The 19,202-nt window shown below is 41.2% G+C and carries 20 protein-coding genes; 10 read left to right on the top strand and 10 right to left on the bottom strand.

Going from position 1 to position 19,202, the window contains the following annotated elements:
• Positions 1-10 precede the first annotated feature (10 nt).
• On the bottom strand, positions 11-595 hold the full coding sequence (locus EHQ64_RS13325) for an LIC_10572 family protein (protein ID WP_135649976.1): 585 nt from the start codon (positions 593-595) through the stop codon (positions 11-13).
• Positions 596-798: 203 nt separating this feature from the next.
• On the opposite strand from EHQ64_RS13325, the gene EHQ64_RS13330 reads away from it, so the two are divergent.
• Genes EHQ64_RS13330 through EHQ64_RS13340 form a run of 3 tightly spaced genes read left to right on the top strand, consistent with a single transcriptional unit; the run spans position 799 to position 2,809 of the window.
• On the top strand, positions 799-2,088 hold the full coding sequence (locus EHQ64_RS13330; protein WP_135649978.1) for a homoserine dehydrogenase: 1,290 nt from the start codon (positions 799-801) through the stop codon (positions 2,086-2,088).
• Positions 2,089-2,091: 3 nt separating this feature from the next.
• A complete protein-coding gene (locus EHQ64_RS13335; RefSeq protein ID WP_135649980.1) occupies positions 2,092-2,421 on the top strand; it encodes a hypothetical protein in 330 nt (109 codons plus the stop codon).
• Between the two features lie 16 nt (positions 2,422-2,437).
• On the top strand, positions 2,438-2,809 hold the full coding sequence (locus EHQ64_RS13340) for an STAS domain-containing protein (RefSeq protein WP_135649982.1): 372 nt from the start codon (positions 2,438-2,440) through the stop codon (positions 2,807-2,809).
• Positions 2,810-2,811: 2 nt separating this feature from the next.
• On the opposite strand, the gene EHQ64_RS13345 is transcribed toward EHQ64_RS13340, so the two are convergent.
• The 5 genes from EHQ64_RS13345 to EHQ64_RS13365 form a co-directional block, all read right to left on the bottom strand.
• The gene (locus EHQ64_RS13345; RefSeq protein WP_135649984.1) at positions 2,812-3,495 is read right to left on the bottom strand and encodes a phosphopantothenoylcysteine decarboxylase domain-containing protein; all 684 of its coding nucleotides are present in this window, start codon (positions 3,493-3,495) and stop codon (positions 2,812-2,814) included.
• A gap of 10 nt (positions 3,496-3,505) precedes the next feature.
• A complete protein-coding gene (locus tag EHQ64_RS13350; protein ID WP_135649986.1) occupies positions 3,506-4,045 on the bottom strand; it encodes a phosphopantothenoylcysteine decarboxylase in 540 nt (179 codons plus the stop codon).
• Positions 4,046-4,082: 37 nt separating this feature from the next.
• Positions 4,083-5,411, bottom strand: coding sequence for a hemolysin family protein (locus EHQ64_RS13355; protein WP_135649988.1), 1,329 nt, complete (start codon positions 5,409-5,411; stop codon positions 4,083-4,085).
• Positions 5,412-5,628: 217 nt separating this feature from the next.
• Complete coding sequence (locus EHQ64_RS13360) at positions 5,629-8,277, bottom strand: tetratricopeptide repeat protein (RefSeq protein ID WP_135649990.1); 2,649 nt, start codon at positions 8,275-8,277, stop codon at positions 5,629-5,631.
• Positions 8,278-8,304: 27 nt separating this feature from the next.
• The gene (locus tag EHQ64_RS13365; RefSeq protein ID WP_135649991.1) at positions 8,305-9,306 is read right to left on the bottom strand and encodes an NAD(P)H-dependent glycerol-3-phosphate dehydrogenase; all 1,002 of its coding nucleotides are present in this window, start codon (positions 9,304-9,306) and stop codon (positions 8,305-8,307) included.
• 166 nt (positions 9,307-9,472) lie between these two features.
• On the opposite strand from EHQ64_RS13365, the gene EHQ64_RS13370 reads away from it, so the two are divergent.
• The 5 genes from EHQ64_RS13370 (at position 9,473) to recG (ending at position 14,430) form a co-directional block, all read left to right on the top strand.
• Positions 9,473-10,165, top strand: a complete 693-nt coding sequence (locus EHQ64_RS13370) for a hypothetical protein (RefSeq protein ID WP_135649993.1) — start codon at positions 9,473-9,475, stop codon at positions 10,163-10,165.
• Between the two features lie 91 nt (positions 10,166-10,256).
• The gene (locus tag EHQ64_RS13375; protein ID WP_135649995.1) at positions 10,257-11,255 is read left to right on the top strand and encodes a metallophosphoesterase family protein; all 999 of its coding nucleotides are present in this window, start codon (positions 10,257-10,259) and stop codon (positions 11,253-11,255) included.
• Between the two features lie 4 nt (positions 11,256-11,259).
• Positions 11,260-11,937 carry a hypothetical protein gene (locus EHQ64_RS13380; RefSeq protein ID WP_135649997.1) on the top strand — a complete coding sequence of 226 codons (678 nt, stop codon included), beginning with the start codon at positions 11,260-11,262 and terminating at the stop codon, positions 11,935-11,937.
• Positions 11,934-12,329, top strand: coding sequence for a hypothetical protein (locus EHQ64_RS13385; protein ID WP_135649998.1), 396 nt, complete (start codon positions 11,934-11,936; stop codon positions 12,327-12,329). Before EHQ64_RS13380 ends, EHQ64_RS13385 begins: the two co-directional genes overlap by 4 nt.
• Positions 12,310-14,430, top strand: coding sequence for an ATP-dependent DNA helicase RecG (gene recG / locus EHQ64_RS13390; protein WP_135650000.1), 2,121 nt, complete (start codon positions 12,310-12,312; stop codon positions 14,428-14,430). Before EHQ64_RS13385 ends, recG begins: the two co-directional genes overlap by 20 nt.
• Before the next feature lie 63 nt (positions 14,431-14,493).
• On the opposite strand, the gene EHQ64_RS13395 is transcribed toward recG, so the two are convergent.
• Positions 14,494-14,832 carry a TIGR04452 family lipoprotein gene (locus tag EHQ64_RS13395; RefSeq protein WP_135650002.1) on the bottom strand — a complete coding sequence of 113 codons (339 nt, stop codon included), beginning with the start codon at positions 14,830-14,832 and terminating at the stop codon, positions 14,494-14,496.
• A gap of 211 nt (positions 14,833-15,043) precedes the next feature.
• On the opposite strand from EHQ64_RS13395, the gene EHQ64_RS13400 reads away from it, so the two are divergent.
• A complete protein-coding gene (locus tag EHQ64_RS13400; RefSeq protein WP_135650004.1) occupies positions 15,044-15,808 on the top strand; it encodes a M15 family metallopeptidase in 765 nt (254 codons plus the stop codon).
• A gap of 39 nt (positions 15,809-15,847) precedes the next feature.
• Here the strand turns inward: EHQ64_RS13400 and lpxA are convergent, their stop codons facing one another.
• Positions 15,848-16,627, bottom strand: a complete 780-nt coding sequence (lpxA, locus tag EHQ64_RS13405) for an acyl-ACP--UDP-N-acetylglucosamine O-acyltransferase (RefSeq protein ID WP_135650006.1) — start codon at positions 16,625-16,627, stop codon at positions 15,848-15,850.
• Positions 16,628-16,780: 153 nt separating this feature from the next.
• Between lpxA and EHQ64_RS13410 the strand changes: the two genes are divergently transcribed.
• Positions 16,781-17,128, top strand: coding sequence for an Hpt domain-containing protein (locus tag EHQ64_RS13410; RefSeq protein ID WP_135650008.1), 348 nt, complete (start codon positions 16,781-16,783; stop codon positions 17,126-17,128).
• Between the two features lie 22 nt (positions 17,129-17,150).
• Here EHQ64_RS13410 and EHQ64_RS13415 read toward each other — a convergent pair whose 3' ends face one another.
• Both EHQ64_RS13415 and panB read right to left on the bottom strand, forming a co-directional pair.
• Positions 17,151-18,293 (bottom strand): N-acetylneuraminate synthase family protein, encoded by a 1,143-nt coding sequence (locus EHQ64_RS13415; protein ID WP_135650010.1) that lies wholly within the window; start codon positions 18,291-18,293, stop codon positions 17,151-17,153.
• Positions 18,294-18,400: 107 nt separating this feature from the next.
• Entirely contained in the window at positions 18,401-19,201 is an 801-nt protein-coding gene (gene panB / locus EHQ64_RS13420) for a 3-methyl-2-oxobutanoate hydroxymethyltransferase (RefSeq protein ID WP_135650012.1), read from the bottom strand.
• Position 19,202: the final 1 nt, after the last annotated feature.

Raw genomic sequence — 19,202 nt, forward strand, 5'->3', positions numbered from 1 at the left:
GAGAAAAGTATTATTTCACGCAGATTACTGCGAATTTGTTAGAGCTTGGGCTTGGGGAGAAATCGCCGCTGCCTAGATTAACAGTCATATAATCGCCTTTGTCACCGGCAGCGCTTGTCGACCAGAATAGACCGATTGCCTTGATCTTCTTATCCGCTCTTTTAGAAAAGGTCTTTAGCTCTTCCTTATCAGGAAGTCTCTTTTTGTGGGAAGAACAATATCTTACAGCGTCTTCCCAAGCTACCGGAGCCCCGGCCTCTTCGTCCCATCCATGTTTTCCGTAAACTGGAGTCTTATCTAAATATTCCTGAACGATAAAATATCCGAAAAACACGATCAATGCTACCGCAACAAATCCAATGACCTTTACAAGAGTGCTGGAATTCCCGCTCGATTGAGGGGCCTTCATCGGTAACTCTTTCATTGTTTCTGAAATTTTAGAGGCTACGGTCTGTTGCTGGTGTCGATTGGAGCGCCCATGATCGGGTCTTTTTTTCTGTTGGTGACCGCGATTTCCTCCTCCCTGATGTTTGTGGGAAGATTCTTGTTTTTTATTCCCGGATGTTTTGCGGGGAGGCTTACGACGGTTCGCCATAATATGGGTTATCCTTTCAGTCGATGGATTTGGACCGGATCTTTCGGATCAGTCCAAGACGTATTCTTAAAATCGTCTGTAAAAGATTCTCTACCAAGACTAGCTCATTTAGTAAAGAAAAAACCGCCCGACCGAAAGGAAAGCCCTAAGACATTCGGAAAAAGGTCGAACGTTTCCAGTATAGACGAAAGGATTGTCCCAGAATGCAGACGATTCGAATCGGATTAATAGGTGCAGGCACGGTCGGAACCGGAGTATTAAAAATTCTTTCGGAAGAATCCGCAAGATTCGAAAAAGAATACGGTATATCCATACAAGTACATTCTATCTGCACCCGGACCCCTTCAAAAATTTCCAGTCTTCCCAAACTTTTTTCCAAAACAAAAATAACAGAAGATTATAAACAAGTCGTTGGAAACCCCGAAATAGATTCGGTAATCGAACTTGTTGGAGGTACTACAATCTCCGAAGAGATCGTACTAGGAGCTTTAAAATCAGGACAAACGGTCATTACTGCCAATAAAGCCTTACTCTCCGAGAAAGGAGAGATCATCTACAGGACTTCCGAAGAAAGCGGGACCGAAATAGGCTTCGAGGCTGCGGTTGGAGGTTCTATCCCGATCATTAGAGCGATCCGAAACTGTTTGGCTGGAGATAAAATTTTAGGTCTTTACGGCATTTTGAACGGAACGACTAACTTTATCCTTTCTAAAATGGAAACTGAAGGGCTTGATTATAAAGAGGCTCTTTCATTAGCCCAGGAAAAAGGATTTGCGGAAGCAGATCCAAGCTTCGATGTAGAAGGCATTGATACCGCACATAAAATCAGCATCTTAGGTTCGTTAGCTTTTGGTGAGAAAATTCCTTTACAGAGCATTGTTGTAGAGGGGATAACAAAGATTACACGATTGGACATAGCTTTTGCCTCCGACTTGGGCTACAGGATCAAACTACTCGGTCTAGTAAGAAAGTTGGACGGCAAAATTGAAGCAAGAGTGCAACCTGTAATGATCCCTAAACATCATGCGTTTGCAAGTGTGATGAACGAGACAAACGCGGTATATTATAAGACCTCTTTTGCCGGCCCAGGACTCATCGTAGGAAAAGGAGCCGGGGCATTACCGACTGCATCCGCAGTAGTCTCCGATTTGATTTACTACGGCTCAAGAAGAGGCAAAAATCTTCCGATGGAAAAAAACAGGTTTCCTAAAGCGTCCATATCCGAAGCGAATCAAACAGAAGCTAGATATTATTTGCGATTTAACACTCTGGATCAACCGGGAGTTTTGGCGGAAATTGCGAAAGATTTGGGAACAAATGGAGTATCCATCTCCTCTGTTCGCCAAAACGAATCTGAAAAAGAACCTGCGGAAGTAGTGGTGGTCACACATCCATGCGTGGAAGCTTCCATTTCCGCTTCTTTAGGAAGAATTGATACTTCGGATGTGGTTTTAGAACCTTCTGTCGCAATTCGACTCGAAGACAAATTGTAAAGTATGAGGGAATTCCCCGCTACATTATCCTTACATGAAGGATTTGGGGATCCACATTTGGATTTATTTTTGGATATTGACGGAAATTCTCGTCTTATCACCTTCGGAACAGCTGCCTCTAATTGGGAGCCGCTCCGAAAAGGTTCGAAAATAACCTTTCAACGAAAGAATGACCATCGAAGAGTTTATCTGGACTTGGAAGGAGAAATCGAAGAGAAAGGGCGACTTAAGATACTTTTTCGCGGAAACGCAAAATTGGATCTTAAACCGGACGACGTCTCCGGATGGACTGAATTGACAGCATCCATTAAAGACGGAACATTGATGCTTTAACGCGGATTGGGACAAAATGGCAAAAACGGAATTCGAAGGCCTATTTATAGAAACGAAAAAAGACTCTGTCGGAGAGAAGGAGATCTTAGTCGTCATCATGAACGGAAAGGTGACGAATTCGAACGCTTTCGAAATTTCCAGAAAGATCAATTTCGTTTTCGACGAGGGGATCTACGAAATCATTTTAGACCTTTCTTCCTTGGAATATATTAATAGTGTGGGAGTAGCAACCCTACTCACTCTGATCAAAACAGTAGACCAGCATAACGGAAAAATCGTGATCGGCGGGCTAAACCATTTCTTAGAGAATGTGATCCGATTGATGGAACTTCCTAAAAAAGTGGCGATCTATCATACCCTGGACGAAGCCAAAGCAGTTTTTAAATAAAACTAAAAAGTCCCTTCTTTAGATCGAATATTCAAATATTCTAAAATTTCTTTAGCGATCGTTTCTTTAGAAGCTGGGCCTAATTCCTTTCTGGAACCTTCTTTTCCATAAACAATTACACTAGTGTCCAGATCTCCAAAACCCTTGGAATCTTTTCCGACGTAGTTCCCTACTATAAAATCCAGGTTTTTTCTTTTCAATTTCCCGAGAGCATTCTCATCTAAAAAATGTGTCTCCGCTGAAAATCCGATCCGAAGAATATTACTCAAAGAATTTGCTTGGATCTTCTCATGTACTGAGGCCAAAATATCCGGATTTTTCACTAATTCCAAAACGAGAGTGTCGGTCCCTTCTTCTTTTTTGATCTTGGATTCATTGGAATTTTTAGGACGAAAATCCGCTGGTGCAGCGGCCATGATCAAAATGGCAGAAGAGCTGATCTCATTCAATACCGCGTCTTTCATTTCTTCCGTAGTTTCCACCGAAACGATCCTTGCACCTTTTGGTTCGGAATATTTCGGATCAGTCAATCCGCGAATATAAACTACTTCGTTTACGAGTTTGGATGCTTCATTCGCTAAACAAAAACCCATTTTTCCAGAAGAAGCATTGGAAATAAAACGAACAGGATCGATCCACTCTCTTGTGGGACCGGAGCTAATTATAATTTTAGAATATTTGTCCAAGAGCCTAATCTTACTTAGAAGTTTGAAGATATAATTCTATGATCTTCTTCTGCATCACAGGAACATCGGCCAATTTCCCGTAACCTTCGTCACCACAAACTACCACGCCTTCTTGAGGATCTAGAATGATCACCCCATCTTCTTTGAGACGAGCAAGATTTCTTTGAGTAGCAGGATGAGTGAACATATTCGGATTCATAGCCGGAGCAACGAGTACTGGACATTTCGCAGCAAGATAAGTAGAAGTTACAAGATCATCCGCAATTCCGTTCGCCATTTTTGCGATCAGATTGGCAGTAGCTGGAACAACAGCGATCAATGCAGCGCGATTCCGTGCGTCTATATGCGCCATTCCATGCTCGTATTCGTCCACTTGGACTTTTTTACCGGTAAGAGCTTCGAAAGTGATCGGACCGATAAACTTAGTAGCATTCTGCGTCATGATCACGGAGACAGGATAACCTTCCTTGGTAAGATTACGCACAAGCTCGCAGGCACGAAATGCTGCGATACTGCCGGAAACTGCGATTAGAATATCCTTCCTGTCCATTCTTACAGATTACCCACCAAAGGATCAGATTTACAACTTAAATCGCGAATGAAGAAGGAGCCGAAAGTCTTGTAAAACGGACAGTCATGATCTTATTCCCGTCCATTTTTTCCACGGTAAGTTTTCCTTCCGGGATCACCACTTCGGTTCCTTCCTTAGGCATATCTTCCACTTTTTCTAAAATGAAACCTGCGATCGTACGGATATCGTTTAACTCTTCTTCTTGGATCCCGATTAAAATTTCCTTCAACTCATCCAACTCGGTTTCTCCATCTATATCAAAAGCGTCCGGAGAATGAGAAGGAACCGCATCTATTTCATGATCATCGGTCTCGTCCCGAATTTCTCCGAAAACTTCTTCTACGATATCTTCCATGGTAAGTAACCCGGAAACTCCGCCGTATTCGTCGATCACGATCGCCATATGTTGTTTTGCGGTCCTAAGTTTCTGAAGGACTTTCTCGATCGACATACCTTCCGGAACTACGATAGGAGGCTGCATGATCGTTGTTACCTTAGCTTTTTTATTTCTTTTGGATTCGGAAAGCCAAGCTAGATAAGATTGAACGTGTATAATACCTACTATATTATCCGTAGTTCCTTCGAAGACAGGATATCTGGAAAAATGGTGTTCTGCAATTACAGAAAGAACTACGTCCATCGGACTATCTGCAGGAATTCCTACAATGCTCAGACGGTGAGTCATTACATCCTTTGCAAGATGTTCAGAGAATTGAAATGTATTTTGGATGATCTGGAATTCTTCCTGATCGATATTCCCCTGTTTATTCTGCTCTTGGATCAAGATCATCAATTCTTCCGGAGAATGAATGATCCGATGAGAGTCTTCCTTAAATCCGATCATCTTCAGAAGTAAAGAAGTCATTCCGTTTAAGATAAACGTAATGGGAAAGAATAGATAATAAAAGAAGAATATAGGAGCGCTTGTCACCAGAGCGAGAGTTTCTGTCTTTTGGATCGCTACAGTTTTAGGGAGAAGTTCTCCAAGAAGGATATGTAGGAAAGTGATCAATGTGAAAGAGATCGCAACCGCAAATCCGTGAACTGTCAGATCCGAATCCGGATAACCTGCATAATGAAAGATCGGCTCTATCCAACTGGAAAGATAACCTTCTCCCACCCAACCTAAGAGTAGGCTCGCGATCGTGATCCCTACCTGACATACCGAAAGCATGTCGTTTAACATGCTTGCAGCTTTTTTGGTAAGAGCCGCCATCGGACGGTTATCTCGGATCATCTCTTCCAATCTGGAAGGACGGATCGAGACCAAAGCAAATTCTGCGGACACAAAAAATCCGTTCGCGAATATAAGAACCAGTATTACGAAAAATCCAATCAAGTCCATTAACGGCAAGATCTTCCGAAATTAAGATTTAGGCGGATTGCTAGCTCGAAAGAATAAAACAAAGGGGGGAAGAATACGATTTGGTCCGGAAAATTCCGGCTTCTACTGTCGGGGTCCATCTTTTAGTGATAACATCCCTGAAAAAGGGCCCATTGTCGAGTGTTTTGGGACCGGAAAAATGAAATTTTCGAACGTTTCCGAACACGATCTTTCAGGTTTACTCAGCATTTCTGACCATTTTGAGGATCCTGGAATTTAGGATCGGATCCCCATTTTCGTTAGCGAGCCTTTCTAATAAATTTATGTCAGATTCAGACTCTGGATTCCAATACTTAACGAAGTATAGGCGAGAGGTTCCTACGGATAACCAGAATCTGGCCCAGTCTAGAAAATCTTCCGACTTATCCCCCCAACCTGAACCGCTCAGAGAATCTTTGGTAAACGCGATCCGATCCGGTAAATTCCTAAAATCCAATCTGCGCTTTGCCTTTCTGAAAGAAATCGATTCGGCGCCGCAGGACCATTCATAATCCCTTAAACCGTTCGGGGACTTTACGGAGACTTTCATGTTCCAAACGAGTAGAGCGGATTTTCCCTGGAGCAATTTGGATCCATCATAATACTGTAATGGAAAAGATTGCCAACCCAAATGGCCTTCTCCTTCCGGAAGAGTTTTTGGGAAAAGATTATCGCATGCGGGCCCGTATACTTTTTTAACGGAATCGGACTCTTCTCTCTTATCAAAACGTAGGAACAATTTGATCTCTGAATCAGGAAATTCTTTTCTCAAATATTCAGCAGCATCCACTCCGGGAGAATTCAAATAGATCTGGATCTTATCCTTTTTAGAAAAAGATTCCAAAGTGGACCTTAATGCGGACTGAGCAGTATAACTGGTCGCATTGTCCGTACTCAATTCCCTCATTTCCAATTCGGAAGAATCGGAATCCTTATGGAATAAAAAGGTCCTTTTATCTTTTACAAAAAGAGCGATCAAAGGTTGGGTCAGCCTTTTAAAGTTCGCATTTTTAAGAGGATCGGATTCTTCTCGGATGCGAGAGGATTCTTTTAGCCTCATTTCGGACCATTGAGATTTCCAAGGCTCTCTTCCCGGCGGGTAAAATCCTTTATATCTAGAGATCCGAGTATCCGTTTTCAGGATCGCAAGATCCGGAGGAGAATCCTCTTCTTGTAATTCCGAATTTTCCTCGGAATGGATCATAAAAGAAAGAAGATCATGGATATATCCATGTCTTGCATAAAAATCAACTGCAGTGTTTTCTAAAGCCTTACTTCCGTACGAAGGGGGGAGATAATTTTTGATCTCGAATGTTTTATCATCCGTATGTCCCATTGCGGAAATTTTCAGAGCCTGATCCAGGAAACCTTTTACCCCACGTATATTCGTAGACTCCTTATGAGAAAGGAAGAGTCCGTTCAATCGGATCCATTCTTCCTTATATCCAGGATCTTCCTTGAGAATACCGCCGGCCTTAGTGAATTCTATAATCGCTTTTCTTAAATTATTGGTTTTTAATTGTAAGAACCCGTGTAAGAGAGTCGCAGAATATTCCACTCTTCTCCAACCCTTACTTTGCGCGAGAAAACTCAAATCCATCGCAAGCTTAGAAGCGACTTCAGGCTCGTCTTCCGAAAGTATTTGTATGATCCTTAATTTAGTAAATAGATCATCTTCAGTCAGATTTTTAGGAGTGCTAACGGATTGAAGAGCATCCACTGCCTTATGAGAATTTTTAGATTTCCAAACTGCAACCGAAACCAAGTCCCTTGCACTATTGATAGAAATCGGTTCTCCCAATAAAGGATGTAGGATCCTAGAAGACCAATTTAGAAAGTCTAGATTTAAATAATATTCGAGTGCTCGAGCAGGGTCACCTTGCAGATACGCGAGGGTTCCTAATTTCAAGTAGAGAGAATTTTTATAAGTAGGAGCCATCTCTCCTTGGCGATCTATAATATATTTTAATACTTTTTCGGCAGAATTCGGGTCCCCATCTACCAAATAATAATACGCTAACTTCTCATAAGAATGAGGAAGCATCCGCCCACCCAAATTCTCGGACACGATCCCTATTTTAGAAAATTGGATTGCATCTCTTGCAAATCCTAACTCGGAAAGATAATCAGCGATATTCGGAAGGAAATTGGATAAGAAAGGAATATGTTTTAATTCCTTTTCTTCAGGATCAGAAACTCCTGGAAAAGGAGAAAGAATTCTTTGTAGATTAGTATATTCCCTATCGTGATTCGGATCGGAAAGTTTAAAGTCCGACATGTAACTTCCGAGGCGAAGAGCCCTGCACAAAGAGTAGTATTGTTTCTTTGGAGAACATTTTATTTTCTCCGCAGGCTTTTTATTCAATAAAACGTTACGAGTGGATTCGATCAGTTCTTTTTGATACGTGTCACCGCCGGGAGGACTCCAGGCTTTTAGAAAACTTTCTCCATTTGTTTTCTTAGAGAAATACACATCCTGAAAATACAGCAGAAGAACTTCCGCAAGACCTAGATCTTTTTCCTTTCGGATCGCATTGATTAAATTGGAGAATTTACCGGAATCCTTGTTTAGGAGCAAATACTCCCCGGCTAAAAGAGCAAACTCGGACTTTTGGATCCCGTTTAATCCTTCCGGAAAAGAAGTAAAATCAGTTTCTTTATTCAGAACTGTCTTGCCGTCGATCAATAGATAAAAATTCCCTGGAGAACCAGTCCAGCCGTAATCATTTCTAGACTGCGCGGAAAGGGTTTGGCAAAAAGAACAGAAGGAAATTAATAAAAACGGAATATATCTAAAAGCCAGACTTAATCCGACTACTTTACGAATATTTAAAATTGCATTTTGCAAGGGAATCGATCGCGATTTAAGTCCGGTTTACAGACCTTCTCTTTTTAAGTCACGGCCCATTAAATCTCTTACAACCTCCTTCGGATTCTTATGTTCGTAAAGCATTTTATACACTTCGGTCGTAATGGCCATTTCTATTCCTAATTTCTGGGATAACTCGTATCCACTTTTTGCGGTTTTCACACCTTCTGCCACTTCCACCATACCACCCAGAATTGAGTCGAGACTCTCACCCTTCCCTAATCTGAAACCTACGGTCCTATTTCTGGATGCGTCTCCACAGCATGTTAGAATTAAATCTCCCATTCCGGAAGGCCCTAAAAATGTAAGAGGATCTGCTCCCAATTTTACACCCAATCTGGAGATCTCGGTCAAACCTCTTGTGATCAAAGCGGCTCTAGTATTCTGCCCGAAGCCGAGTCCATCGGAGACCCCTGCTGCGATGGCGATCACATTTTTTAAAGAACCGCCTACTTCTACTCCGACCACATCGGGAGTCCAATAGGTCCTAAAATAAGTAAAACTAAATATCTCCTGAACCTTTCTCGCAGTTGCTTCATTTTTAGAAGCGATACTCACGATAGTAGGAACTCGTTTCACCAATTCTTTTGCAAAGCTAGGCCCTGAAAGATAAGATAAACGACTGTGAAATTTTCCAGGAAGTTCGGCTTCGAAAATTTCCGAAACTAATCTTAGACTTCCGTTTTCGATCCCTTTACTTGCGGAAACGATCGGTGCCTTTTCCGGCAGATAAGATTTAATTTCTTTCAGTATATCGGTGATTGCATGAGACGGAGGAGCAGAAACGATCATGTCCTTGTCTCTGACTGCGTCTTCTAAGTTAGTACTACCCTTCAGATTTTTAGGTAGTTCGATCCCGGGTAGATATTTTTCGTTCCGATGGTTCTGATTTATTTCACGGATCAGATCCGAATTTCTTCCCCAAACGGTGACATCATATCCTTTATCCGCTAAAAGAACGCCTAAAGAAGAACCGAAACTTCCAGATCCGATAACACCGATTTGCATGAAATATCCTTTCCCTAACTACCCTAAGGAGTGATGATCCTAGTCCGGAAACCCTAAACGGCAAGAAAAAAAAGGATCGGAAAAACTGCTCCCCTGTCCTCTTATTTTAGAGTAAAATAGAAATGAAGTTTACCGACCAAATCCGAAGGATTAACTTTGTTCTTCCATGCTCGATTTGCGAAAACTTTCGGGATTCAATCTTTTAGATTTTCTCACTGGAAAAAATTCCATAGAAGAAAAGTCTCTAAAAAGTAATTATCGGATCGCTGTATTATTACATTCTTTGAATAAGGTTCTCCAAAAAAAGGTCGTGGAGGGAACTGAGGATCTTGAATCCTTAGTAATGGATTCTGGACGAGGAGTTTTATATCTTTCAGGGCATTACTCCATCCAAGGACTCGCTTGGTCCAAACTATTAAGAACGGATCATATCCGTTATAAACTTTCTCTTAGACCGGTGAAAGTCGACGGCAATAGAGTAGTATTTCGTATAGAAGCATTTCGACTCTATGATCATAATCCAAGGTCTATAGATCCGATCCGCATCTTCTCCAAAGTTTTCAAATTCCATCGTAAACTAATACTCGAAGAGATCGTTGAAGAAATTCCTGAAATATTATCCCTTACGGAAATAAAAAATGAGATCAGGGTCGATCTAAATTATTTCATGGCGGAAATTCCGGAAGTTGCAGGAGCCGTTACAGTCCAAAAAGTAATACCGGAAAAAGGAAATGTATTCTTATTCGTGAGATCGAACACGATCCTAAAACCGCTTTTGGATTTTTTCGGACCGGATTATCTGAGAATAGAACCGATTTCCGAAAACGAGGATAGCATGCTCATGCTTTGGAGGGATTAGAAAGATTGGACATTATCGCGGGTTTTCAGAGAATCAGTATAGAAAGGGTCGAACGGCATTAGTCGTTTAGCAAAAATTAGGATAGGTCCAAATGAGGATAATTTACCTCACCGACATCCATGACGGACTCAGAGGATTGAAGGAAGTCCTACTAGGAACCGAATGCGACCTGTACCTATTCTCCGGCGATATAATCTACAAAGCCTTTTTTAATCCGGAACGTATCATAGAATTCGTAACCCTCCAAGAGGAAATGTATCGTATTACTGAGGATATTACTGAAGAGATTAATCCTTACGATTATGCGACTCGAGCGGTTCGTTTCCCGGAAAAATACCAACCCAATGTAGTGGAAAAATCCCACGATTATAGAAGGCTCTTTCATCAAGCAGCAAAAACGATGAAAGAAAAATACGAACTCATCGAGATCATTATACAAAAATATGCAAAGGCGCCTGTCTGGTTATTGCCAGGCAACTATGATATCGATCTACAATACTCCGCCTTATACGAAAGAGACTTACACAGAAAAACTTTCGATATGGGTGGTTTAAAATTCGCAGGATACGGAGGAGCCCCAGTTATCACCTCCGGAATTCCTGAAAAGTTAGCAGTGAAATTCCATGAATACACTCGTAACGGAAAAAATTACAGCGAGCCCGAAGACTTTTTAAAAGAAGAAAATCCGGATATCGTAGTGATCCATAATCCTGCCTATGGATTTTTAGATAAGATCCCGAGCTTCGGACATGTAGGCTCTCAAGGGATCCGAAGATATTTGGACGATTATTCCCCTTCCTTAGTAGTTTCCGGCCATGTTCATGAAGACCAAGGGATCGTAAAAAAAGGAAAAACGGTATTTTTGAATCCTTCTAATTTCGGACCAGTGGATTCGGTGTTCGGATTTCAACCCGGCGGCTTCTTCTCCGAAATAGAATTAGAAAACGATCTTGTAAAAAACGTAAAACTGAATAGACTATCGGATCACTCAATTCGCCACCTTATGGAAATCGATTGCTCTGGGAACAAGCTTGAACTTGTGCACCAAAGTAACGATTCCGAAGTTGCGGCGGAAGATTTTATCCGATAGTTTTATGACCCTTCCAAAACTCAGGACGAATTCCAATATAATCAAATTCGTAGGTTTGAAAAAATTTTTCAGATCCCACGAGACCGGTGTTTCCAGAGAACGAATAGAAGATTTCAAAAAATTTAATAAACTGATCAATTACGGAGGCGATGAAGTCGCTTTCGATATCTTGGGTTCCTTAAATTTCGGCCAAGCAACCACGGATTCTGATACTGATATAGTAATGTATACCAGATGTGAAGAAGGTAAAATGGGAGAATGCGGACTGGAAAACTGCAATAAGATCGCATTATTCAAACATATGTTCTTGAATCTGGTCACCTTCGAACATAATTCCCAGGCTTACAAATTAGAGATCGTGGATTGTATCAATCTGAACCAATTAGAGAAGGATATAAAAGATAAGAATGCGGAGTCCGCACTTCTCGTCCGTTTCTGTTTTTATAGATCCATATGCAGAGGTATAAATCGAAGGCTTTTGCATAAATATGAAAATATGATCTCCGATAATCTTCCGCTTTGGGAAAGTATTTCCGGATCTTTAGAAGAATGTTTCGAAGGGATCATTAAGTCTTCTCAACATACTTACTCTTTCCATAAATATGCAGGACGTTTGGCCGATAAAGGGATCCATTTACCCGGATCGATGGCGGAGAAAATAAAGGATTATCTTAAACAATGACAACCTTTCTTACCTTAGTCGCTTGCCTTGCCGCAGCGGCGATCTTCTTCCATGTTCTATATACAGTAGATACAAAACGTTTAGATAAAAAAGACGCAAAACGTCCTAAAGATAAAGACTACGGTGATCCCAGAAAAGTATACGGTGGAAATTGGGACCCGAATGTACCTCGTCCTAGACTTTGTCCAGTTTGTGGAAGATTCTTGGACAAACAGGAATATTTATATGCTGTACTTTTTGAACCGGCAACACCCGGAGCTAAAAGACAGGCTCGGATTTATGGTTGCCGATATTGTTACCTGGGATTGGATGATTCGAGTTCGGCTCCGGAAGGAGTAATACAAAATTCTCCTCCGCCGAAACCAGTCCAGGATGAAGAACTCGGCCTCTGATAAAAAAAATACAAGTGTCTCCCTAACCAGCTCCATCGGAGTTCTAAAAGGTGTAGGTCCCAAAAAACAAGAAGTCTTGGAATCCGTTGGGATCAAAACCTTACAAGATCTATTGGATTGGTTCCCGCGCAGATATTTAGATAGGAATTTAACCGAGAATATATTATTGAAACAAGGGGAATCGGTTACTCTCATCTTAGAAGTCATCGATTCCTATTTAGCTCATGGAAAAAAATCCAGACTAGTCGTTTCTGCAAAAACCAAAAATAACGAGCCGATCAGTTTAGTCTTCTTTAGAGGGATCCAATTTTTCCGCAGGGTCTTCCAGCCCGGTATTCTTGTTGCTGTAACAGGCAAATTAGAATATTTCCGAGGATTCCAGCTCATGCATCCGGACTACGAAGTTCTATCTTACGGTGGGAACTCCGACATCTCAGAAGAAGATTTACCCGAGAGTATTCATACCGGACGGATTATTCCTCTTTATCCTACTACTGAGGCAATGAGGGACGAACATATAAATTCCAGAGAACTCAGAAAGCTGATCCATTTTGCTCTTAAAACCTTGGATGGAAAAATACAAGAGATCCTTCCTGACCAAGTAATTAAAAAAAGAAATCTAATAGATCGAGCAGTTGCATATAATGAGATCCATTTTCCGACGGAAGATGATGATCTAGGAAAGGCGAGAACAAGATTTAAATACGAAGAACTGTATTATTTTAATCTCCTTATAGAATACAAAAGATCTCAAAGAGCAAAGATCCCTAGGGTTTTATGGCCATTGCCTGAGTCTAAAACAGCAGTTAATCTGATCAAAAATCTTCCTTTTGAACTTACTCCGGACCAAAAAGAAAGTATTTCGAAGATAACCGAATGGACTAAATCGGATACCCCTGCCGCGATCTTATTACAAGGAGATGTAGGTTCAGGAAAGACATTAGTAGCACTTTTAACTGCTCTTAGGTACACGGATAATCAAGTTCAAGTATGTATGGTTGCCCCGACCGAAATTTTGGCCAGACAACATTATCAAACTATAATGAACTTTCTAGGAAACATGCCTTTTTTAGGTATAGAACTACTAGTGGGCAAAGAACCTAAAAAGAACCGTGCGGAGAAAATTTTCAGGATCAAAACCGGAGAATCCTTATTTGTCATCGGAACTCATAGCGTTTTCCAAGAAGATGTAGAGTTTAAAGATCTGGGACTTGCGATCATAGACGAACAACATAAATTCGGAGTAGAACAAAGAGAAACTCTTAGATCAAAAGGAAAAAATCCGGATATACTCGCAATGACCGCGACACCGATCCCAAGAACACTTTGTCTCACCTTGTACGGAGATCTTGAATTAGTAACCTTAAAACATCGACCCGCGGGAAGGATCCCGATCAAAACAATGTGGTTTACTGAAGATAGGAGGGCCGGGGTATATAAATCCATACAGAAATACGTAACCCAAGGTAGACAATGTTATATCGTTTATCCTCTTGTAGAAGAATCCGAAAAGTCAGATCTAAAATCCTGTATCGAAGCATATGAAACATTAAAAAAAGATGTTTTTCCTCAGTTTAACGTAGGGCTTCTTCACGGAAAAATGGATACCTCCGAAAAAGATCGGACCATGAAACTGTTCCAACAAAACGAGATCCAGATCTTAGTTAGCACCACAGTGATAGAAGTCGGAGTGGACGTTCCGAACGCTTCCGTAATGGTCATAGAACATTCGGATAGATTCGGGATCTCTCAGCTCCACCAGCTTCGAGGAAGGGTTGGTCGAGGAAAACATGAGAGTTTTTGTATTCTGATCTCAGATGCAAAAGTAACGGAAGAAGCAAGATATAGACTCCAAGCATTAGTAGATTCGGATGACGGTTTCTTCTTATCGGAGGCCGACTTAAAATTAAGAGGTCCAGGAGAACTTTTAGGTGTAAGGCAAAGTGGTCTCCCTGATTTCAAGATCGCCGATCTAAGAGAAGATAGTCAGTGGATAGAGATTACAAGAGAAGATGCGATGCAGTTTGGAAATTTAGGAGATTTGGAAAAATCGGAGATTGTTTCCAGGTTTTCGGAAGGGGCCTTGTTATTTTCGAATTAGTAAAAATGTTTCCCGGCCGGTCAAAAATTTAACCGACCAAAAAACATATCTCATTCTTAAAAATTAATAGATAAACGGAATGATTGTCGGTCTAGGATTCAAATCGCAGGTAAATCCTCCGAGATCCACAGTCAGCAAGTTGATAATCAACGCCTCGTTCGCACAATCGTCCACATCTGATTTGTTATAGAATTTGTCTTCTTCGACTTTTGCCAATTGAGGGGCAAGGATCGATAGAATTTCAAAACCACTAACGGCAGATCCAATTACAGCACTAGTCAGAATGATACTTTTTGCTTCTTTTCCGTCAACGGTATCCGGATAGGATAGGCCGATTGTATCGAATAGAACACAATTGAATGTCAATACCAGGGGCAGAAGAAGAGTGATGATTTTTTTCATCCAGGGTTCTCCCAATTTGTTTTTTACAAGAAATTTCCAATTAGAGCCTAACTTCAACCGAATTTCCTTTGGAAAGCAATACAATTTTACGGCTTTTAGATCCTGTTCCTGTATATAGATCCGGAAATTTCTGTGGTCCAGTCTGTGAAAGAAGAAATGATCACTTCAGAAAATCCCTTTTCTATAAGTCGGAGAAGGAGAATATGGAAATATGCCTGTCCAATTTCGTTCTTTTCTATTATTCTTATTCTTCGGCCTTGTGTCCGTATTTCCGGAATCCGTCGAGGAAACTTATCAAGGAGTGCCTGAAATCTCGTATTTGATCGGAGATTTTCAAAAAGAAAAGGCACTCGTTCCTTTCACAAATCCAGGTGATAGCCGCCAATTCTTTCTAAGAAAAGAAACCAAGGCAGCATTTTTGAAATTAAAAGAAGAATATAAAAAGGCAAATCCTCAAGAAAGACAGGAGCCTTTTTTAATATCAGCTCATAGATCCTTCTCCGATCAAAAATCCATTTGGGAAGAAAAATATTCGGGCAAGAAGAAGATGAGAGAGCCGGTAAAGGACAAAACTCCTGCCGAGATTATCTCTTTGATCTTAGAATTTTCCAGCGCCCCAGGAACTTCTCGCCACCATTGGGGAACAGATATAGATATCAATGCCTTGGAAAATTCCTATTTCGAAAAGGGTGGAAGAGGCGAAACATTCTATAATTGGATGAAAAAGAACGCTTACAAATTCGGATTCTGCCAACCTTATTCCCCTAAAACAGAAAGAGGAGGAAAAGGTTATAATGAGGAGAAATGGCATTGGTCCTATGCCCCATTAGCCAATAAATTTCAACAAGCTTGGGTAGAAGAATATAAGAAAGGAAGATTAAAATTCGTAGGGAAATTCCAAGGATCGGATCATTTAGGGAATCTACCCTTGGAGTATGTGACTTCCATCAACCAGGAATGTCTAAGGATAAATTAAAGGATCAGGGGATCCGGATTGAGATCCCCTAATATTTGATTATCTGTGGTTCATTACTCCACGATCGCTATTTCTGAAAAACTTGATGATCTCCAGAACTTCAGGCGGATGACCTGATTCCTTCTCCAACTGATCCAAAGCAGTCCTATAATTTAATCCAGAATGATAGATTACTTTATACGCATTCTTAATTGCAGATCTAGTTTCAGGAGAAAATCCTCCACGTTTTAAGCCTACTGTGTTCAAACCGATAATCGTACAAGGATTTCCATCTGCAGTCGCGAATGGAGGAACGTCCTGAACTACTTTGGAACAACCTGCTATCATTGCATAATCGCCCACGAAACAAAACTGATGCACAGCAACCAGACCTGAAATAAAAGCTTTGTTTCCTACAGTTACGTGACCGGCGAGAACGAGTCCGTGAGTCAGGATATTATCATCTCCTAAAATACAATCATGTCCTACGTGAGCATTTCCCATCACATAGTTCCTGTTACCGATAATTGTAGGAGAATCGACCTTGGTTCCCCTGTGAATATTGGAATATTCCTTAAAAGTATTATTATCTCCGATAATCGTTTTCGTAGGAGTATTCGGATCAAAACCCAAATCCTGAGGGCCTACTCCGATCACAGCTCCGTGATATACTTTGTTGAACTTACCTAATTTAGTACCTGCAAAAATTCTGGCTCCGGTTTCTATCACAGTTCCTTCGCCGATTACCACATCTCTTTCTATAATTGTATACGCACCGACTTCGACGGATTCGTGAAGTTCCGCTTTCGAATCGACGATGGCTGTTGGGTGAATTTTCATTAAGTTTCGCCTCTTAAATCTTCGATAATACGAAAATCGACGTGGATTTTTTATTCAAGCTATAAATAATTGTGGTCGGCAAAGGGTTTCCAGCTTCGTCGAATTTTTGGTGCCTGCAATATTTGCCAAACGCGGTTCGGAAAGGAGTATTCTATGCTAGTGGATTGGTCTCGTCTGGATTCTCTCAAACAAGGAGACGATGAAGATGATATACTTTGGCTGGAAGAAATGGTTCGTTCTCTCAGAAAGAACATGAACAGCCGTTTAGAGAATATCAAAGTTTTTGCAGACGAAAAGAAAGGCACAGAGCTACAAGCAGAACTCCACCAAACAAAAGGTGTCGCGGCAAACTTCGGATTAGCTGCGGTTCAAAAAAACGTAACGGACGCAGAGCTAAAATTAAAAGAAGGAAACTTGGAAGCCTGCATATCTCTTTGCGCGGAACTTCCGGGCCTTTGGGAACAAACCAAAAAAGAATTAGCTCCCAAATTTCCGGAATAAAATACGGAATTCTTTCGAGTTCTTATTTCTTTCCCTTACGTTCCAAAAAATAAGAATCTACTTTATCCGTTAAAGGTTTAATCTTCTCTTCGTACGTCAAAATAGCTTCTACAGTTTTCTCATACAAGGACATGAGAAGAGCCTGAGCAGCATCACACATCTGATCCTTACGGAATTCTTCTACATGTAAAGTTTCAGTAATAGATCCGTCAGGATTGAAAGGAAGAGAAGCTAAAAGATTGGAAACAACGATCTTATCGTCTCCTGCAACATGACTCGGGTCGAATATCACGGGAAGGATCGTTTGATTCTTAGCATGAGTGATTACATTCAAATCCGGAGTATTACGGCAGTATCCTTCTTTAATGAATAAGGTTTTTACTCCCCTTTCACAAAGAACTATATTCAAATTCCCTTGATTAGCGATATACTCTGCTGCAGAGAACCATTCGATTGCTTCGTTCCCGAAACCTCTTTTTAAGATAACAGGTTTACCAGTGCGGCCCACTGCTTCCAGAAGTTCGAAGTCCTGAGCGTTTCTTGTTCCGATCTGGATCATGTCCGCGTGTTTGGAAACTTCTTCCGCCATGGTATGATCCATTACTTCAGTCACGTAAGGAAGACCGGTTTCTTCTTTTACTTGATCGAGTAATTTAATTCCGTCCCAACCCATTCCTCTCCAATCAGTCGGACGAGTTCTAGGTTTGAAGGCACCACCTCTAAAAATGATACGATCTAAGATCCCGAATTTTTTACCGATCTCTACCGCTTGTTTTGCAATAGTAACAGTTTGCTCATAAGTCTGAGGAGAATCAGGACCGACTAGGAAGATATGTTTTCCAGTCCCGAATTTACGGACTAACCCGTCTTTACCGTGAACTTCCACGATCCTATTTTCACGATGTACAACTTCACCGTTTTTACCGGCAGCAGTGCGCGCGATATTTTTATAAGGCAATGATACATTCCAAATTCTAGTCACACCAGGAAGTTCTTTTACGTAACCTTCCTTGTCGGAGATCTTACGAGTGTCCCCGATAAAATGAATGGTATCCGATACGACGGCTCCGCGAATAATTTCGGTCGCGTTCCCGCACTCGGAGGCCAGAGCCTTTATTTTTGCTTCGGTTTCCGGATATCCCTTCTCCAGTTCGACTATGTCCACGTGTATCTTTCCGTCCTATCTTTCTTTGATTTTCCAATCAGGATTGATTCTCTCTCCAGGCTTTACTTCACACACGGAACGTCAAGAAATCCGCAGAGAAAAGAAGTTTAATGCGAATGTCCGGGACCTGGAAAACTTCCGTTTCTCACTTCCTGAATATAATTTTTGACTGCGCTCGAGACATCTTCGTATCCATTCATGAAAGTTTTTAAAAACTTAGGCTTAAATCCCTTATTCAATCCAAGAAAATCGTAAATTACCAATACTTGTCCGTCAGTGGAAGCTCCGGCGCCTATCCCGATCGTAGGAACCGGGATCGATTCTGAAATTTCTTTGGCCAATGCAGAAGGAATTAGCTCAAAAACAATGGAGAAAGCCCCGGCGTCCGAAATTCCTTTGGCTTCGCTTATCAATCTGGCCTTATCTTCTTCCGCCTTTCCTTGGATTTTATGGCCTCCGAAAACATTCACAGATTGGGGAGTGAGACCGATATGTCCCATAACTGGAATGCCGATCCTTTCCAATTTATAGATAAGCTCCAACATTTCGGGGCCGCCGCCTTCGAATTTAACTGCGTCGCACCCGCTTTCTTTCATTACTTTTCCTGCGGATCGGATTCCCTCTTCTAAAGAAACTTGATAACTTAAAAATGGAAGATCCACTACGATAAAAGTATTCGGCGCTCCTCTGCGGACCGCTTTCGCATGATAGATCATTTCGTCCAAAGTAACTGGTAAAGTAGTCGGCTGACCTTGGTATACGACTCCCAAGGTGTCGCCCACAAGAATACAATCCACACCGGAATCTTCTAAGATCCTTGCGAACATAAAATCGTAACAGGTTAAAACGGTTATCTTTCTTTCTAAGGGTTTTGGCCCTCTTGGAAATAATTTACTAACATCCCTCATG

This window comes from Leptospira sarikeiensis, assembly GCF_004769615.1.
GTDB lineage: Bacteria > Spirochaetota > Leptospiria > Leptospirales > Leptospiraceae > Leptospira_B > Leptospira_B sarikeiensis.

Excerpts from the sequence above, each read along its gene's own strand:
- EHQ64_RS13325 (WP_135649976.1), bottom strand. The coding sequence starts at position 595 with ATGGCGAACCGTCGTAAGCCTCCCCGCAAAACATCCGGGAATAAAAAA.
- EHQ64_RS13330 (WP_135649978.1), top strand. The coding sequence starts at position 799 with ATGCAGACGATTCGAATCGGATTAATAGGTGCAGGCACGGTCGGAACC.
- EHQ64_RS13335 (WP_135649980.1), top strand. The coding sequence starts at position 2,092 with ATGAGGGAATTCCCCGCTACATTATCCTTACATGAAGGATTTGGGGAT.
- EHQ64_RS13340 (WP_135649982.1), top strand. The coding sequence starts at position 2,438 with ATGGCAAAAACGGAATTCGAAGGCCTATTTATAGAAACGAAAAAAGAC.
- EHQ64_RS13350 (WP_135649986.1), bottom strand. The coding sequence starts at position 4,045 with ATGGACAGGAAGGATATTCTAATCGCAGTTTCCGGCAGTATCGCAGCA.
- EHQ64_RS13355 (WP_135649988.1), bottom strand. The coding sequence starts at position 5,411 with ATGGACTTGATTGGATTTTTCGTAATACTGGTTCTTATATTCGCGAAC.
- EHQ64_RS13365 (WP_135649991.1), bottom strand. The coding sequence starts at position 9,306 with ATGCAAATCGGTGTTATCGGATCTGGAAGTTTCGGTTCTTCTTTAGGC.
- EHQ64_RS13370 (WP_135649993.1), top strand. The coding sequence starts at position 9,473 with ATGCTCGATTTGCGAAAACTTTCGGGATTCAATCTTTTAGATTTTCTC.
- EHQ64_RS13375 (WP_135649995.1), top strand. The coding sequence starts at position 10,257 with ATGAGGATAATTTACCTCACCGACATCCATGACGGACTCAGAGGATTG.
- EHQ64_RS13380 (WP_135649997.1), top strand. The coding sequence starts at position 11,260 with ATGACCCTTCCAAAACTCAGGACGAATTCCAATATAATCAAATTCGTA.
- EHQ64_RS13385 (WP_135649998.1), top strand. The coding sequence starts at position 11,934 with ATGACAACCTTTCTTACCTTAGTCGCTTGCCTTGCCGCAGCGGCGATC.
- recG (WP_135650000.1), top strand. The coding sequence starts at position 12,310 with ATGAAGAACTCGGCCTCTGATAAAAAAAATACAAGTGTCTCCCTAACC.
- EHQ64_RS13395 (WP_135650002.1), bottom strand. The coding sequence starts at position 14,832 with ATGAAAAAAATCATCACTCTTCTTCTGCCCCTGGTATTGACATTCAAT.
- EHQ64_RS13400 (WP_135650004.1), top strand. The coding sequence starts at position 15,044 with ATGCCTGTCCAATTTCGTTCTTTTCTATTATTCTTATTCTTCGGCCTT.
- lpxA (WP_135650006.1), bottom strand. The coding sequence starts at position 16,627 with ATGAAAATTCACCCAACAGCCATCGTCGATTCGAAAGCGGAACTTCAC.
- EHQ64_RS13410 (WP_135650008.1), top strand. The coding sequence starts at position 16,781 with ATGCTAGTGGATTGGTCTCGTCTGGATTCTCTCAAACAAGGAGACGAT.
- panB (WP_135650012.1), bottom strand. The coding sequence starts at position 19,201 with ATGAGGGATGTTAGTAAATTATTTCCAAGAGGGCCAAAACCCTTAGAA.